At 61.6% G+C, this 17,040-nt stretch carries 15 protein-coding genes; 6 read left to right on the top strand and 9 right to left on the bottom strand.

The annotated features are described in order from the left end of the window. The first annotated feature begins 132 nt into the window (after positions 1-132). The gene (locus QQL85_RS17780) at positions 133-903 is read left to right on the top strand and encodes a response regulator transcription factor (protein ID WP_284354577.1); all 771 of its coding nucleotides are present in this window, start codon (positions 133-135) and stop codon (positions 901-903) included. Here the strand turns inward: QQL85_RS17780 and QQL85_RS17775 are convergent. Beyond that, complete coding sequence (locus QQL85_RS17775) at positions 831-2,789, bottom strand: ATP-binding response regulator (protein ID WP_284354578.1); 1,959 nt, start codon at positions 2,787-2,789, stop codon at positions 831-833. The genes QQL85_RS17780 and QQL85_RS17775 overlap by 73 nt on opposite strands. A 325-nt stretch (positions 2,790-3,114) precedes the next feature. Between QQL85_RS17775 and QQL85_RS17770 the strand changes: the two genes are divergently transcribed. After that, the gene (locus QQL85_RS17770; protein WP_284354579.1) at positions 3,115-3,348 is read left to right on the top strand and encodes a hypothetical protein; all 234 of its coding nucleotides are present in this window, start codon (positions 3,115-3,117) and stop codon (positions 3,346-3,348) included. Between the two features lie 75 nt (positions 3,349-3,423). Here QQL85_RS17770 and QQL85_RS17765 read toward each other — a convergent pair whose 3' ends face one another. The 7 genes from QQL85_RS17765 to QQL85_RS17735 all read right to left on the bottom strand — a co-directional run bounded on the left by QQL85_RS17765 (position 3,424) and on the right by QQL85_RS17735 (position 10,677). Continuing rightward, entirely contained in the window at positions 3,424-3,936 is a 513-nt protein-coding gene (locus tag QQL85_RS17765) for an AmiS/UreI family transporter (protein WP_284354580.1), read from the bottom strand. 12 nt (positions 3,937-3,948) lie between these two features. Beyond that, entirely contained in the window at positions 3,949-4,533 is a 585-nt protein-coding gene (locus QQL85_RS17760) for an ANTAR domain-containing response regulator (RefSeq protein ID WP_284354581.1), read from the bottom strand. Then, positions 4,530-5,687, bottom strand: a complete 1,158-nt coding sequence (locus QQL85_RS17755) for a transporter substrate-binding domain-containing protein (RefSeq protein ID WP_284354582.1) — start codon at positions 5,685-5,687, stop codon at positions 4,530-4,532. The genes QQL85_RS17760 and QQL85_RS17755 overlap by 4 nt, the downstream gene beginning before the upstream one ends. Before the next feature lie 21 nt (positions 5,688-5,708). Further along, positions 5,709-6,830: an AAA family ATPase gene (locus QQL85_RS17750; RefSeq protein ID WP_284354583.1), complete on the bottom strand. Its 1,122-nt coding sequence runs from the start codon at positions 6,828-6,830 to the stop codon at positions 5,709-5,711. A 54-nt stretch (positions 6,831-6,884) separates the two neighbouring features. Next, entirely contained in the window at positions 6,885-7,928 is a 1,044-nt protein-coding gene (locus tag QQL85_RS17745; protein WP_110742469.1) for an aliphatic amidase, read from the bottom strand. Between the two features lie 186 nt (positions 7,929-8,114). Then, positions 8,115-8,981 (bottom strand): 4-hydroxy-tetrahydrodipicolinate synthase, encoded by an 867-nt coding sequence (gene dapA / locus QQL85_RS17740; RefSeq protein ID WP_284354584.1) that lies wholly within the window; start codon positions 8,979-8,981, stop codon positions 8,115-8,117. 364 nt (positions 8,982-9,345) lie between these two features. After that, positions 9,346-10,677, bottom strand: coding sequence for an MFS transporter (locus QQL85_RS17735; RefSeq protein WP_284354585.1), 1,332 nt, complete (start codon positions 10,675-10,677; stop codon positions 9,346-9,348). 737 nt (positions 10,678-11,414) lie between these two features. Between QQL85_RS17735 and QQL85_RS17730 the strand changes: the two genes are divergently transcribed. Further along, positions 11,415-13,268, top strand: a complete 1,854-nt coding sequence (locus tag QQL85_RS17730; RefSeq protein WP_284354586.1) for an ABC transporter ATP-binding protein — start codon at positions 11,415-11,417, stop codon at positions 13,266-13,268. A gap of 3 nt (positions 13,269-13,271) precedes the next feature. Here the strand turns inward: QQL85_RS17730 and QQL85_RS17725 are convergent, their stop codons facing one another. Next, positions 13,272-14,099 (bottom strand): IclR family transcriptional regulator, encoded by an 828-nt coding sequence (locus QQL85_RS17725; RefSeq protein WP_025753220.1) that lies wholly within the window; start codon positions 14,097-14,099, stop codon positions 13,272-13,274. Positions 14,100-14,348: 249 nt separating this feature from the next. Here QQL85_RS17725 and QQL85_RS17720 point away from each other — a divergent pair, with 249 nt between their 5' ends. Genes QQL85_RS17720 through QQL85_RS17710 form a run of 3 tightly spaced genes read left to right on the top strand, consistent with a single transcriptional unit; the run spans position 14,349 to position 17,033 of the window. Continuing rightward, positions 14,349-15,368, top strand: coding sequence for an ABC transporter ATP-binding protein (locus QQL85_RS17720; protein WP_284354587.1), 1,020 nt, complete (start codon positions 14,349-14,351; stop codon positions 15,366-15,368). Continuing rightward, on the top strand, positions 15,365-16,234 hold the full coding sequence (locus QQL85_RS17715; protein WP_284354588.1) for an ABC transporter permease: 870 nt from the start codon (positions 15,365-15,367) through the stop codon (positions 16,232-16,234). The genes QQL85_RS17720 and QQL85_RS17715 overlap by 4 nt, the downstream gene beginning before the upstream one ends. A 4-nt stretch (positions 16,235-16,238) precedes the next feature. Further along, entirely contained in the window at positions 16,239-17,033 is a 795-nt protein-coding gene (locus QQL85_RS17710; RefSeq protein ID WP_016714351.1) for an ABC transporter permease, read from the top strand. Positions 17,034-17,040: the final 7 nt, after the last annotated feature.

Raw genomic sequence — 17,040 nt, 5'->3', positions numbered from 1 at the left:
CCCCAGCGACATAAACAACGCGCTTGTGAATGTTTGCTCAGGGCGTGAAGCAGACCCACTACAGCCGTAGTAGGTACACCTGCCCCATTCTCAGCAATACTGCATGCACATCCCCCCACCCGGAGCCGGCTGATGCGCATTCTGCTGATCGACGACCACGGCATCCTCAGGGCCGGGGTCAAGAGCCTTATCCAGGCCGTGCACCGCGACGCCCAGGTGCTGGAAGCCTCGTGTACCGCAGAAGCCCTGGAACTGGTACGTAGCCAGGCCTTCGACGTGATCTTCCTCGACCTGTGCATCCCTACCTCGACCACCAGCAACGACCTCACGCCCGACAATGGCCTCAGCTTGCTGTCGCTGTTCAAGTCCAGCCGCGAGGCGCCGGCCGACCCCGACCCAGCCAAGTGCGTGACGGCCCCCGTAATCGTGATGTCAGCGGAGTCAGAGCGGCGCTTCGTGGATGAGGTGATGCGCCGTGGCGCTTCGTCATTCGTGCCCAAGGCCAGTGCCCATGAAGTGATGCTGGAAGCCATCAACCGCGCGCTCAGCGGCGGGGTTTACCTGCCCAGCGAGGCGATTGGCAAAGGCGGCCAGGCACCCTCCTCCTCGCTCTACGCACAGCCCGCTACCCCGCTCGGCCCCAAGGACCTGGGCGTGACACCGCGCGAATTCGACATCCTGCGCCTGGCGCTGCAAGGCAATGCGCCATGGAAGATTGCAGCGATCCTGGAGATCAACCCGGTCAATGTTCGCCAGTACCTGAGCAGGCTCTATGGCAAGTTCGGGGTGATCGACCTGTATGGCCTGCAAGGCCTGTTCGCCAAGACGGGTCAGGTGCTGGGGGTGCTGTCTTCACCGGCCTCGCCAGCGTTGGCCAGCCGACCGCGTGACAAGAGCAGTTGAACGGCAGCCATCAAGGTGGCCGCGCTTTCGCCTTTGCTGACCGCCTGTGACAAGCTGTCGTCCTGCAGCGGTTGGCGCAACAGCTCGGCGGTGTAGAGGATCGCCGGCACCTGGGCCCAGTCGTAGAACGCCCGGACATGGTCGATCAGCGCCACGCCAATCAGACCATCGCGCAATTTATAGTCGCAGATGAGCAGGTCCGGGTAGCGGTCCGGCGCCCGCTCCAGCGCTTCCTGCAAGGTGCTTCGGTCCTCGGCCGTGGCGACAATGGCGCCCTGCAGGCTCAGCGACTTCGACAAGCTGTCGAGGATGCGCTTGTCGTCATCGACCAGCAGTACATAGGCACCGGCGATGTCGACGCGTTGCCCATTGACCTGCAGCGTTGGCGCATTGACGCCCGTCGGCAGCCCGTCACCCTGGAACAACGGGCAATCGACCGAAAAGCGGCTACCACGCCCAGGGCGACTGCTGAAGCTCAGCCGATGCCCCGGCAGTCGGTCGATGAAATTCTTCACGATCGACAGCCCCAACCCCAACCCGCGTCGGGCGTCATGGTTAGGGTTATCGACCTGGAAGAACGCCTCGAAGACCTTGCTCTTGAACGCATCGGGGATGCCGATGCCTGTATCGACCACATCGACACGCACGGTGGTCCTGCCCGCCACGCTGCCGACCACTACGCCGCCGCACTCGGTGTACTTGACGGCGTTCGAGATCAGATTGCCCAGCACGCGCTTGAAAATCGCCCGGTCAGAATTGAGCACGGCATCCTGCCGGCGCTGCAGCAGTTTCAGGCGCAGGCCCTTGGCTTGCGCCAACGGCTGATGCAGGGATTCGAGTTCGCTCATCAGCGCATTCAGGGAAAACGGCGCGATGGCCGGTTGCGATTCGCCACTGGTGAACACTTCCCGCAGGCCGGCGAACAAGGTGCTGATTTCCCGGCCCGACACGTCGATATCGTGGAAAATCTCCTGCAGGCGTTGATGCTGGCCCTGCTCGACCATACGCTCCCCCACATAGGCCAAGGAAGCAATCGAGGCCAAGGGTTGCATGGTGTCGTGGTAGGCCGCGCGGACGAAGCGCGTGCTGGCTTCGGCCTTTTCGCGGATTTCCACGGCTTTTTTTGCTTCTTGGTCAAACAAGGCCTTCAGGGCATCGTCCGCTTTTTGTTTCTCGCGGCGGACACGGAAGTTGGCTTGCTCAAGGCTTTCGTTCTTCCTGTTCAAGGCAAGGGATTTGAGATAGCCCTCCCGCGCAACTTTCTCGGCGCGCACACTGATGGTCCAGCCGACCAATGCAAACGCCAGCAAATAGAACATGGCCGGGAAAAAATTGATATGTAAAGCGCCAGTCGTTACTTCCTGCACACAGAGCAGCAGCACACAATAGCCGGTACTGAACAAGGAATAGCGCGCCAGCAGTGCCAAGGTGCCGTGCTGAAAGAAGATAACCAGGACAATACCGACAAAATAATAATTGTAATTCAACGGCGCCGGGACAATTTGAATCATCGCCACCAGGCATGTCTGGGCGAAGCACACCGTAATCACCACGGTTCCATTCACCCAGCGCTCGTTATCAAAGCGCGTGGTGAGTGATACCCAGGTTGCCGTGGCTACCGCCAGGGTACCGGCCAGCCGCCATACCAGAATCCAGTAAAAGTCCATGCGCGAAAGCGCCTGCTCATGGCGGATGTAGTGGTAATAATCCCAATAGCCAAAACCGGCCCAAACGGCAATGGCAACAAACATGAACAAGCGCCGTCTTCGAAGGTTTTCTGCGGCTTGCGTATCGAGAAAGCCCTGTTCGTCTTGCGCATTGGCGAATGGCTGCGGCAAGCCGAAAAGTTCAACTGCTGCCTCCTGAAACTCACGCCATCTGGTCATGTTGGCCACTCACGCTGCTGATACTACGGCTGTTGCACCACGCCTGTAGCACCACCCAAGTTGCACCACTGCCGTTGTATTTTCCGAACAGGCCTTCGGTGAGAAGCTGAACCCCTCGAAACACGTCAACTTCGAAACAGCGGGAGCAGGCATCATGAACACCAACACTGAAAGTAAAGCACCTGCCGGCAAACCCGCCATCGAAGCTGGCATTCGTGCAACCGGGCATCACACGCGCGGCTGCTGAATCGGACCTGGCATGGCCCACTGCGCCCAAGTGGCCAGACCGTTGCCGCAAACAAGCGGGCGATCATCGAGGTGCATCATGAAACGGGTAAATACCATCGCGATAGGCAGCATGCTGCTTGGTCTGGCCGGCGCTGTTCACGCTGAAGACGGGTCCATGCGGGCTCAACAGTTCAAGCAGAACTTCGTGGCCGAGCAGGCCCGGCTGTGGGGCAATGACGCAGCAGTACAGAAACAGCAGATCGCCCAGGTGCAAGCCAAGCAAGCGCAGCAAAGGGCCGATGCCCAGACAGCGGTAAGCAAGGGCTTCTGAAGGCTGAGACCTGTAGGAGCGGGTTTACCCGCTCCCACAGGAATCGAATCAGCGTTCAGGGTGGTCGCGTAGCCCTTAGCCCATCTGCTGCCACAAGATCAGCAGCCCAGGCACCCAGGCGGTGAAGATTGCGCATACCAGGGTCATCACCGCCACCAGCCGCTGAATCTTCCTGGCCAAGGCCAGCATCAGGAAAAAACTGAACCACAACACTGTCCATGCAGCCCAGTTCAGCACATCCCACACCTTCATCAGCCCCTCGGCGCCCGGGATGGAACTGACCGTCACCACCAGCGCCGTCACGCTGACGAACAGGCAGAACCAGCCCAACCCGCGGCCGTCGACCTGCAGCAACTGGTTGGCGGCCACCCACAGGTAGGTAAAGGCGAACAGGATGGTCAAGGCGCCCGCCTTGATGCCTTCGGCCGCGCCCACCACGAAAATCAGGTAGACCGCTACCAGCAGGCTGAGCAAGCCGACAAACAGGTTGATCACCGCCACTTCGCGGTCGGTGATACGCCCCATCAGCCAGATGCTGTTGATGAACAGCACCGCACCCACATACAGCAGAACCAGTCCGTACAACATGGCAACCTCTTCTCATTCGAATTGTTTTAGGGTTTTTCTTGCCATTTCCAACATCGACAACCGCTGTTTCATTGCCTCTTTCGACAGGTAGGCATGAGCTTCAGGCTCCTGCCAGCCCTGAGCCGCCATCAGCAGTACCTTGGCCTTGTTGATGTCGGCCTGGTGTTCCAGGCGCTCCTGCAACTGGGCGTTCTTCTGCATCAGACGGGCGTGGGCTTCGCTATTGCTTCTGGCGCACACCAGCGCCGGCAGCACCTTGTGGCTGTCCAGCGGCAGCACAATCACGCCATGGCACCCCAGCTCCAGAATCTGCGAGAGGATGGTCGGGCTTTCGTACTCCACCAGCGCGATAGCGGTCAGGCGCCCCCCGCCCTGGGCCAGCAGCTTGCCCAGTTCGCCATGGTGGCGCCCTTCGAACACCCCGCAAAACACCAGGTCGGTGTGGGTGTCGAACGCCTTGGGCGGTGGCCAGCACTGCCTCACCGAGCAACCGATACGCATCAGTTGCAACACCAGGGCATCGGTGATTTCACTGGGCGGGCAAACAATGCCTACATGCAGTTCGCGCAGCGTATTCAGGATGCTCGAAGTGCTCATGAAGGGCCGCCTCCCGCCATGCTCGCGGTCCAGTCATCCAGGTTGTGCATCACCACATAAGGGTCGGGCCGAATAGCCGCAGGCGACTGCCATTTGATGCAGATCTGCCCGCTCGCATCGATCTCGCCTATGCGCGCGAACAGGTGCGAATGGTTGTTCTGCTGCTCCACATGCACCCTGCCCTGAGGGCTGTCCATGCTCGTGTGGTACAGGTGGTTGCGGATCACCTCTACCTCTAGGCTGCCGGTGACATTCACCGCCTGACACAGCATGCGCATCTGGCTGTAGGCTGCCTCGGCCCAGGCGGTGATGCGCACATCGGCCGGGAAAAATGCCCGACATTCGCTGACGAAAGCGTGGCTTTGCGGCGACTCGACGCTGGTGAAGTACGGCGCCACGACGATGTTGCCACGGGCCACCTTGGCGCCCATTTCGGCGATTTCCGCCTCACTGGTGGTCAGGCTGGCAATGGGCGGTCGAGGGCCATTACCGTAACGCTGCGCCAATGCCTGATAGAAGCTTGCCGTACCCGTGCCGACCACGGTCGAGAACACCACATCCGGGGCAGAGCGAACCACCCGCTCCACCACCTGGGCCAAGTCATCGGCCGAGGGATACAGTGGCATGTACGCCTCCTCCACCACTTCGCCGCCATGCTGCTTGTACAGGTGGCGCATGACGTGATTGCTTTCGCGTGGATAGATGTAGTCCGAGCCGACGAAAGCGACCCTTGCACCATAATGGCGGGTCAGGTAGGCCGCCAGCGGCGCGCTGTTCTGGTTGGGTGCCGGCCCGCCATAGATGATGTTGGGCGAGTACTCGAAGCCCTCGTACGGCGTGGGATAGAACAGCAAGCCATCGGCACGCTCGACCACCGGCATCACGGCTTTGCGGGTATGCGACATGTAGCAGCCGAGCATCAGCCGCACGCCGTGGTTGCGCACATAGTCGTCGCACAGGTTGCGATACCGGTCCGGGTCGCCCCCGGGGTCGCCGACCAGGGTCAGTACCGGCTTGCCGAGCACACCGCCTTCGCGATTCACCTGTTCTGCCGCCAGCAGCGCACCGCAGCGCTGCGAGCGCTCGATGGCTGCTGTAACGCCGGTCTCTGCGAACAGCAAGCCCACTTTCAATTGCCTGTCTTGTCTACTCATCACGCTGTCCTGTGGCAACCATCATGTAGGTACCGAAAAACGGATACGCCCGCGTTCGAGGTGGCCGGCCACTGTCATGCAGGCCACTTCGGCCCGGCATGGAATACGGTTGCCGAGCAAGTACTCGGCCAGTGGCACCTCCAGCTCATGGCGGATGAAGCGCTTGAGCGCGCGGGCACCGAACTCCACGTCATGCCCTTCGCGGGCCAGCTTGCCGACCACGGCCGCATCCAGTTGCAGGCGGCAGTGGTGCTTGGCCAGACGGCGGTTCAGGCGCGACACCTCCAGCTCGACGATGCGCTCGCTCACTTCCTGCTCGATGGCGTTGAACACCACGGTGCTGTCGATGCGGTTGACGAACTCGGCAGAAAAGCGCTTCACCAGGCGTCGCCGGACCAGGCCCAGCAAACGTTCGCGTTGCCCTGCCCGCTGCCCCAGCAAACGCCGCAGCGAAGCCAGCGGGCCAAGCCTGTGCTGGCGTATTTCGTCTGCCGCCAGGTTGCTGGTCATGAACACCAGGGTATTGCGGAAATTGAAGCTCTTTTCCCCGGAAGCCAAGCGCAGCAGGCCGTTGTCGAACACATTGAGCAGCGCCTGGGACACCTCCTTGCTGGCCTTTTCCAGCTCATCGAACAGCACGATCCCCGGGCGCCCCTGGCTGCCGTCCAGCAGCGCCTGATCGAACAGCGTGCGGCCCTCCTTGGCGCCAGCATAGCCCGGCGGCGCGCCAGTCAGAGCAGCGGCGTAATGCTCTTGGGCCAGCGTGTTCATGTCGACCCGGCAGAAGGCATCGGCGTCACCGTGCAGTGCGCGGGCCAGAGCACGCACGATCTCGGTCTTGCCCACCCCGGTCGGGCCGAGGAACAACGCCGTGAACAGTGGCCGGCGCGGGTCGAGAATATCCGCTCGCACCACCGTGAGCACATCTTCGATGGCCTGCAGGGCTTCGTCCTGGCCCAGTACTTCGTTGCGTAACACCTGCATGACAGCGGCGACATCGAAGCGAAAGCGCGACTGCAGGGTGTCTTCGCTACGCAGGTGGGTTTCGATGATTGTCCGGGTGTGGCAGTTTTCGGCATTCAGTGCAGCGCTGGAGGATGCATCGCGGCGCGTCTGCTCCAGCAGGTCGTTCAAGAACGGCATGGTCTTCCCCTCAACGGTGAAACAGCGTGCCCGCAGGCACGCTGGGCACGCCCTTTAGCGGGCTTCCTTTTCCTTGGCGTCGTAGGGAAGGCTGCCAACCGGGCACTGCGCCACTCCCGAGGTGCGTCGGGTAATGGCCTCGACATTTTCGCGGGCCTTCTCGGCATCCAGCACCCAGGTGCGGTAGAACTCGAACGGGCATTCAGCGATGCCGCGGTCACCCTCGCCGGACAAATGCATGCCGCTGTAGCCGCGGTGCAGGATCTTGTACAGGTGGTTTTGTGACTGGTCGTTCTGCCGCGCATCGCGAATCTGCGAAATCGACAGCTGAGCGTACTGAATGCCCATCTCCTCTTCACCGCACTCGCCCAGGGTACGGCCATCGAAACCGATGATCGCCGAGTGACCGAAGTAGGAATACACACCATCGAATCCGGCGGCGTTGGCCACCGCCACATAGCAGTTGTTGGCCCAGGCCATGGCCTTGGCCATCAGCACCTGCTGGTCCTTGGCCGGGTACATGTAGCCCTGGCAACGCACGATCAGCTCAGCGCCTTTCATGGCGCAATCGCGCCAGATTTCCGGGTAGTTGCCGTCATCGCAGATGATCATGCTGATCTTCAGGCCCTTGGGGCCATCGGCAACATAGGTCTGGCCGCCCGGGTACCAGCCTTCGATCGGGCACCACGGGATGATCTTGCGGTATTTCTGCACGATCTCGCCGTTGTTGTCGATCAGTACCAGGGTGTTGTAGGGCGACTTGCGCGGGTGCTCCTCATGGCGCTCGCCGGTCAGCGAGAACACGCCCCAGACATTGGCCTTGCGGCAGGCCTGGGCGAACACTTCGGTTTCCACGCCGGGCACGGCCACGGCGGTTTCCATCATTTCCGCCGGGTCGTACATGATGCCCTGCAGGCTGTACTCCGGAAAAATCACCAGGTCCATGCCCGGCAACCCTTGCTTCATGCCGACAATGATGTCGGCGATCTTCCTGGCGTTTTCGAGCACTTCATCGCGGGTATGCAGGCGCGGCATCTTGTAGTTGACCACGGCCACGCCGACGGTGTCGTTGCTGCTGGAAATATCACCATGACGCATGTTGAACACCTCTTGTTGTTATTTTTCAGGGACGACAAAAAGCCCTCTCCGCAGGCGGAGAGAGCTCATTTGCTCTTTGGGGTTCGGGGTGGAGGCAGCGGCATCGCCATTGATGCGCAGCTCCTGACAACCAACGGTATATGCCGGGTGTGGCGGCTTGTCAACCCGCCAACAGCCGTTGCCGCTTCAGGCGCCGAGTGAGCCCAGCACGCGTTGCAGCGTGCCTCGGGTCGTGTCCGTGCACGCTTGCATCGGCTCGCGCAGCTCGTCTGCAATCAGGTTTTGCAACTGCAACGCCGCCTTCACCACTGCCGGGTTGGGCTCGGCAAAAGCCACCTTGATCCAGGGCAACAACTGGTAGAACGTGCCACGCGCGGCCACCCAATCGCCGCTGTCGACCTGCTGCAGCATGCGCACATACAGGTCGGCGCGCACATGTGCGGAGGCTGAGATGGCCCCAGCGCCACCCAGGCACAAGTTGTTGAAGATCTGCAGGTCTTCACCAGCCAGCACCTGGGCATGGCCATCCTCGATCAGGGCCATGGTGGTCTCGCTGTCGCCGCTGCAATCCTTGACAGCCGCAATGCGCGGGTGGCGCACGATACGGCGCAGGGTTTCACGCTCGATGCGCACGCCAGTGCGATAGGGGATGTCGTAGACGATCACTGGCACGCTGGCAGCACCTGCCACCGTGGCGAAGAAGGCTTCCAGGCCGGCTTGCGAAGGGCGGATGTAGCAAGGTGCGGGGACCAGCAGCCCGCCAATGTCACGCTGCTGAATTTCAGCCTGGAAGGCCAGCAGCTCACGCAGGTTGTAACCCGACAAGCCCATCACCACCCTGGCCGGTTCCACCCAGGCCAGCACCGCATCCAGCACCGCCAGCTGCTCGGCCTTGGACAGCGCCGCCGCCTCCCCCGTGGTACCGCACACCACAAAACCGGCCACGCCGTCTTCAAGCAGCTTCTTCACCAGCTTTTCCAAGGCGGCAAAGTCGATTTCATTGGCGCGCATTGGCGTGACGAGGGCGATCCAGATACCACGGAAATTCGACATGCAAAAACTCCTGATGTTGACCGAAAGTCAGCGTCAGAGGGTGAAGAGTCGAAGTGGTCTGGCAGGGATACCTGGCGCCTTCTGTCTCGTCAGCCCACCTGACGAGACAGCGCGCCTCGGTCAGATGAGCGGCTGTTTCTTGGATTTCTTGGCAACGGCAACGCACGCGCCTGCCTGGGCGATGAAGCCCGAAGCGAAGATGGCGTGGTTGGACAGGGACATAGGGGAAGCCCGTTGCGTGGATTAGGCTGGATAATGGTGGAGCGACACGCGAGGTGTCAACCCTCGACCTTGCTGAAGCATCGCAACGCTCGAAGCCCCCACAGGCAAGCCTGCGGGGGCGTCTTTGCAGCACAGGACAGTCTCAACGCTCAAGCGAAGAAGCTGCCTCCAGGCTCATGCCACGCGTTTCAGGTGCCAACCACACCGACACGATCAACCCGGCGAGCGAAACCAGTGCCGCGACCAGCATGGTGTTGCCGATCCCGATGCTCTGCAACGAAACGGGCACCAGCCATGTACCAGCGGCAGAGCCGATACGCGACATGGACGACCCCATGCCCACCGCAAACGCACGAATTTCGGTGGGGAAGAGTTCATTGGGGTACACCAGTTCCAGCACTTGCGCCCCGCCGATAAACAGCGCATAGGCACCGAACAGCACCAGTACCAGCACCTCCGAACCGTTGGAGAATACGCCCAGCCCCAGCAGTGCGAGGGTGGACCACAAGAAGCTGTGGATGATCAGCGGGCGACGCCCAAGGGTGTCGATCATGCGGGTGGCCACAATGCAGCCGACCACGAACAACAGCGTAATCAGCACTGAGCCGTACGAGGCCCAATCGCCTTTCAGGTTCAGTGCCTGCAGCACCACCGGGGCGAAGGAGTACACCGCAAACATCGGCACCACTGCGGCACTCCAGAACACCGCGACAAACAACATGCGTTTGCCGTAGCCCGAGCGCATCAGCGCGCTCAGCGACACCTTTTGCTCCGTCGCTTGCTCAGGCATGTTGGCGAGCGAGAATGACGGCCCGTAGACCTGCTTGATGATGCGATCCGCTTCGTCGAAGCGCCCCTTGCTCATCAGCCAACGTGGCGATTCAGGCGTCTTCAGGCGGATGATGAACAGCAACACGCCGAGCACCCCGGCGCTTGCCAGCACCCAGCGCCAGGCATCATCGCCGCCACGCGCCAGAATGAAATTGCCCACCATGTAGGACAGTGCAGCACCCGCGAACCACAGGATGGTCAGCCCGGCCAAGCGACGGCCACGGTGCTTTTGCGGCAGGAATTCGGTAAGCAACGAACCCGCGACAGGGTATTCAAGGCCCACGCCAACGCCCACCAGGAAGCGCAGCACGAACAGCGCAAAGCCCGACTCCACCCAGAAGGTGCCGACCGAACCAACGATGAACAGGATGGGCCCGACGAAGAACAGGCGACGACGCCCGACCTTGTCGGTCAGCCAGCCACCCAGGAAGCCACTGCAGAAGGTCCCCAGCATGGCCGACGCGGCCACCAGGCCCTGCCAGAATGAGTCCAGTTTCAGGTAATCGGAAAACTGCACGATCACCACCCCGATAATACTCAGGATATAACCGTCGAGAATCCAGCCACCGCCGGCGCGCAAGGTCATGAGTTGGTGGAATCGGTTCAATGGTACATCTTCGATTGAAACAGTACTGCTCGTCACCGCGCGTGTCCCCTGTGGTATTAATTATTGTTGGATACTTAAGACGTTTGGCACTCGCTTATTAGCAAGCCATTGCAGTAATAGATCGGCGGAAACCTACCGGCAGGCTGACTGACGCCATCCGCTGGTGGTGATTGACGCGCACGTTTGCAGGCCCGCTGCGCAGATGAAAACGGCGCAACGATCTATTGTCTACTATGTGTAGACACAGCATAGGCGAGGGATTGAACGGTGGTCAACGCTGCCGGGGCATGTGCCTGACAGTTCCTGATGCGGCTGACACGCGCGCTAAAACATCCTTTATCCGTGTCAAGTATCCCGTACGCCTGAATATGAAAAAAAGATCAGAAACCGGCTTGGCCCATGTCGTGATCAGGCCGTTTACCGGCGCGGGTGGAGGGTTCTGAAACGCCAACTTATTCATGCCGGCGTCACTCTTTATTTTGTGTGTTGCTGTCGTTTTTTCAGCAGCAAGTGTCGTCGAAAGTCAGCATTGGCATGGCGGCGCCACGCGCCTGTCTTAAAAGTGCGTTTTAATGCCTGTTTACGACTCGCATACAAGAGGCTGACCGCCTGGGCGTTAGCCGGCTCTGTGCAAAAGCCTGAACTTTCGTTCACCGCGCATGTCGCGACCTCATCGGGCGATGACTTGATGAGAAAAGATTATGCCGGCATGCGAATGCCTGGATGTGCGGTATGGTTACCCGGTAAGCAAAACCTGATTTGCGGAGACCCACATGTTTCGTGTTTTTGAACGCTGGCTCGACCCCTTCCCCCCTGACGAAGTGCCGCCACCACCGGTGGGCCTGCTGCGTTTCATGTGGGCCTGCACCCGGGGCGCCCGCGGCTACATCCTTGCCCTTGCCCTGCTCAGTGCCGGGGTGTCGGTTTACGAAGCCTGGCTGTTTGCCTTCCTCGGCCAGGTGGTCGACCTGCTCTCAAACTGGCAGGCCGGGGGAACCGTAGGTGCTGAGGAAAGCCGTGTGTTGTGGGGCATCGGTATCGTCCTGGTGGCCAGCATCGGGCTGGTGGCAATGCGCACCATGGTTCAGCACCAAGTGCTGGCGATCAACCTGCCGCTGCGGTTGCGCTGGGACTTTCACCGGCTGATGCTGCGCCAGAGCTTGTCGTTCTTCTCTGACGAGTTTTCGGGTCGGGTCACCACCAAGGTGATGCAGACAGCCTTGGCGGTACGCGAAGTGCTGTTCACCGTCATCGAAATACTGCCCGGTATCGGCGTGTACTTCATTGCGATCATCGCCCTGGCGGGTGGTTTTGCCCTGAAGCTGATGCTGCCGTTCATTGCCTGGCTCACACTGTTCGGGCTGGCCATGCTGTATTTCGTGCCACGCCTGGGCAAGGTCGGGCAGGAACAGGCCAATGCGCGGTCGTCGATGACCGGGCGCGTTTCCGATGCCTACACCAACATCACTACGGTAAAGCTGTTCTCGCATTCCAGGCGCGAAGCGCACTTCGCCCGCGCGGCCATGGAGGACTTCAAGCAGACAGGCTTTCGCCAGATGCGCCTGGTCAGCCAGTTCGAAATCGTCAACCAGGCGCTGGTGGTGGGCTTGATCTTTGGCGCCGGCGGCTATGCGCTGTGGCTATGGCACCAAGGCCAGGTCGGCACCGGTGCAGTCGCGGCAATCACCGCCATGGCCCTGCGTATCAACGGGATGTCGCACTGGATCATGTGGCAGATGACCTCGTTATTCGAGAGCATCGGCACCGTGCAGGACGGCATGGCCACCCTCACCCGCGGCCCCAAGGTGCAGGATGCAACCGATGCAGGCGAACTGGCGACTCAGGGCGGCGCAGTAACGTTCGACAAGGTCAGCTTCAACTACAACGGCGAGCGCCAGGTGCTGAACGACCTGAGCCTGCACATTCGCCCTGGTGAAAAGGTCGGGTTGGTCGGCCGCTCCGGCGCCGGCAAGTCCACGTTGATCAACCTGCTGCTGCGCTTCTACGACGTGGACAGCGGTGTCATCCGCATTGATGGGCAGGACGTCGCCAAGGTCACCCAGGACAGCCTGCGCAGCGCCATCGGCATGGTCACCCAGGACACCTCGCTGCTACACCGGTCCATCCGCGACAACATCGCCTATGGCCGCCCGGACGCCACCGAGGCGCAGATACGCGCTGCGGCGGCCAATGCTCAAGCCGATGGGTTCATCAGCCAGCTCAGTGACCGCCAAGGCCGCAGCGGCTACGACACATTGGTGGGTGAACGCGGCATCAAGCTATCCGGCGGCCAACGCCAGCGCATCGCCATTGCCCGGGTGATGCTGAAGAATGCGCCGATCCTGCTGCTGGACGAAGCCACCAGTGCGCTGGACTCGGAGGTGGAAGTGGCCATTCAGGAAAGCCTGGATGAAATGATGCAAGGCAAGACCGTCATCGCCATCGCCCACCGGCTGTCGACGATCGCGGCCATGGACCGGCTGATCGTGATGGATGAAGGGCGCATCATCGAGCAAGGTACCCACGCCGAACTGTTGGCGAAGAACGGTACCTATGCACGGCTTTGGCAGCACCAGAGTGGTGGGTTCCTGGGTGAAGACCAAGGCGTGGCCGAGGCGGTGGAATAGGCCTTAGCCAAACACATGCGAAGGCCGGCGCAGCACCGGGTCGAACGGGTTGACCCGTTCGCCGATCGCCGCCGCCTCGCGCTTGAGCAAGGCCACCACGGTCGGCATGCGGTTAGGCCCAAGGCGGTCACTGATGGTCGCCACGCTCAAGGCCGCCACCGCATGGCCGTTACGGTCCAGGATCGGCACTGCCAGGCCGGCCATGCCATCGAGTACCCCGGTGTTGCGCCCGGCATAACCCAGGCTGCGCACGTTGTCGATTTCGGCACGCAACAGCACTTCGTCGTAGTGGTGAAAGTCCTTGAGCCGCGGCAGGTTGTAACGGATCACCTCGTCACGCTCTTCCTCAGGCAGGAAGGCCAGAATAGCCAGGCTGCCCTGCCCCACGCCCAAGGCCACACGGCCGCCGATGTCGCCGGTAAAGGTGCGGATCGGGTAAGGCCCTTCGCTGCGGTCCAGGCACACGGCATCAAACCCCGAACGCGCCAGTAGAAACAGCGAATCACCCAACGATGCCGACAGCCGCAACAGGCTCGGGCGCACCACATCGCGCAGGTTGCCAGCCTGCCCGGCTTTGGCTGCCAGAGCAAAAAAATCCAGGCTCAGGCGGTAGCGCTTGCTGGTCGCACACTGGTCGACCATGCCCTCTTCGATCAGGCTGCGCAGTAGGCGGTGAGTGGTGGGCTGCGCCAGCCCAACCCGCTGCGCCAACTGGCTGACCTTCTCGCCTTCGCCACCGCAGTCGCCCAGCGCACGCAATACGGCGAACAAACGGGACACTGCACTGACGCCCACTTCCCTGGCCTGCTCATTTCGTTTATCGGAATCCATTTTTCGCTAAACCCTTAAAAATTTCATTGAGTGGAATAATTTCAAAATAGCTGTCACTCAGTGAAATTACTCTTTGTCGCCATCCTAATCATTGCCCTACTCTCCGGTCCATAGGGCGATATCACAACATCGGCCGCCGCCACAGAAGCGAGCGCCAACGTCCGTAAAAGCATTGCTTTTCGCCGCTGGCGCTCTGCCCACCCTGAAACTGCCGGTTTACCCCGGTTCCGTTTGCGATGGAGCACAGCCATGACCTTTCTGTTGATCGACAAACTCTGCAAGCGCTATGGCGCCACGGAGGCCGTGGCCAGTTCGTCACTGGCCATCGAAAAAGGCGAGTTTGTCTCCCTGCTCGGCCCTTCCGGCTGCGGCAAGACCACCACCCTGCAGATGATCGCGGGCTTCGTCGAGGTCACCAGTGGCCGCATCGTGCTCGATGGCCGCGACATCACCCACGCCAAACCAGCCAGCCGCGGACTGGGCGTGGTATTCCAGAGCTACGCGCTGTTCCCGCACATGACCGTACGCGACAACGTTGCCTTCGGCCTGCGCATGCGCAAGGTGGCCAGTGCTGACATCGCCCGCCGCGTTGATCAAGCCCTGGCGCTGGTGCGCCTGGACAAACACGCCGAACGCTACCCCCGGGAACTGTCCGGCGGCCAGCGCCAGCGTGTGGCACTGGCCCGTGCGCTGGTGATCGAACCGCCGGTGCTGCTGCTGGACGAGCCGCTGTCCAACCTGGACGCCCACCTGCGGGAAGAAATGCAGTTCGAGATCTGCCGTATCCAGAACGAGGTTGGCATCACCACCTTGATGGTCACCCACGACCAGGCCGAGGCCTTGTCGATCAGCGACCGGGTGGTCGTGATGGAAGCCGGGCGCATCACCCAGGTCGATGACCCTTACCGCCTCTACGAACACCCGGGCACGCCATTCATTTCCGACTTTGTCGGCAAGGCCAACCGCCTGCGCGGTGTCACCGGCCCCGGCGGGCAACCGCAGGCGGCTGCCCAGGGGCCACTGACCCTCAGCCTGCGCCCGGAGAAGATCAGCCTCGGCCCGTCCGGCAGCGGCAAACTGGCAGGGCGCATCAGCTGCCGCTACTTCCTCGGCAGCCAGTGGCTGTACCGCGTTGATACTGCCTTGGGCAACCTGGCCGTGGTCCGCGCCAATGATGGTAGCGCACCGCTGGACGAAGGTGCGCAGGTCGGCCTGGACTGGAACGATGCCCTGCTGCGGGTGCTGAACGCGGCCGAGGTGGCGGCATGAGTACGGCAAAACTGCGCAACAAGGCCTGGGGCTACGGCCTGAGCGGCCCGGCCCTGCTGTTGTTCCTGGCCTTGCTGGTGATGCCGCTGGGGCTGACCGTGCTGTTGTCGTTCAACGCGTTCGACTACACCACGGGTATCCAGGCTGGCCAGTACACGCTCAGCCATTACCTGAGCCTGGTGACGGACACCTACTACTACGAGATCTTCTTCCGCACCTTCTGGATCAGCGCCCTGGTCACCTTGCTGTGTGTGCTGATCGGTATCCCCGAGGCCATGGTGCTCAGCCGCATGGGTGCGCCGTGGCGCTCGATCTTCCTGATCCTGGTGTTGACCCCGTTGCTGATTTCGGTGGTGGTCCGCGCCTTCGGCTGGAGCCTGCTGCTGGGTTCTGACGGCCTGATCAACCAAGGCATCAGCGCCCTCGGTGGGCAGCCGGTAAAGCTGCTGTATACCCCGTTTGCAGTGATCATCGGCCTGGTCCATGTGATGCTGCCGTTCATGATCATCCCGGTATGGACCTCGCTGCAGAAGCTCGACCCGGCTGCCGAGCAGGCCGCGCTGTCGCTGGGTGCCAGCCAGTGGACGGTGTTCCGCCGCATCGTGCTGCCACAGATCATGCCGGGTGTGCTGTCGGGGACGCTGATCGTGTTCGGCCTGGCCGCCAGTTCGTTCGCCATCCCAGGCCTTCTGGGCGGGCGCCGACTGAAGATGGTCGCCACCATGATCTACGACCAGTACCTGGCTGAACTGAACTGGCCAATGGGCGCCACCATCGCGGTTGCCCTGTTGCTGATCAACCTGCTGGTGATGCTCAGCTGGAACCGGCTGGTGGAACGCCGCTACAAACGCGCACTTGGAGTTTGAACCTATGACCCGTAACGGCCCGCTGGCCCTGTCTTTTCACGCCTTGGTGATGCTGTTCATGCTCGCCCCGCTGGTGGTGGTGTGCCTGGTGGCATTCACCCCGGAAAACACCCTGAGCCTGCCCACCGCCGGCTTCTCGCTGCGCTGGTTCAGCGCCGTGTTCGAGCGCGCCGACTTCCTTGACGCGTTCTACAACAGCCTGAAACTCGCTGCCCTGGCGGCCTCGCTGGCCACCCTGATCGCCGTGCCCGCAGGCCTCGCGCTGACCCGCTACAGCTTCCCGGGTCAGGGCTTTGTCAACGGCCTGCTGCTGTCACCCATCATCATCCCGCACCTGGTACTGGGTGTGGCCCTGCTGCGGCTGTTCGCCTTGCTTGGGGTCAATGGCAGCTTCGCCTGGCTGGTGTTCGCCCATGTGGTGGTGATTACCCCCTATGTGCTGCGCCTGGTACTGGCTGCCGCCATTGGCATCGACCGCAGCGCCGAGCAGGCTGCACAGAGCCTGGGGGCTGGCCGCGTCACGCTGTTTTGCAAGGTGACCCTGCCGATGATCTTGCCGGGTGTGGCAGGTGGCTGGCTGCTGGCGTTCATCAACAGCTTCGACGAAGTCACCCTGTCGATCTTCGTCACCTCACCCGCCACCCAGACCCTGCCCGTGCGCATGTATGTGTACGCCACCGAGTCGATCGACCCGATGATGGCTGCCGTTTCGGCACTGGTGATCGCCGTCACTGCCCTGACCATGGTCGCCCTGGACCGGGTATACGGCCTGGACCGCGTACTGGTGGGCAAGCAATGACAAGGAG

It is taken from the genome of Pseudomonas putida, assembly GCF_030159595.1.
Classification (GTDB): Bacteria; Pseudomonadota; Gammaproteobacteria; order Pseudomonadales; family Pseudomonadaceae; genus Aquipseudomonas; species Aquipseudomonas putida_AC.
Note: the sequence above shows the minus strand (reverse complement) of the source record. Positions and strands in the feature narration are given on the sequence as shown.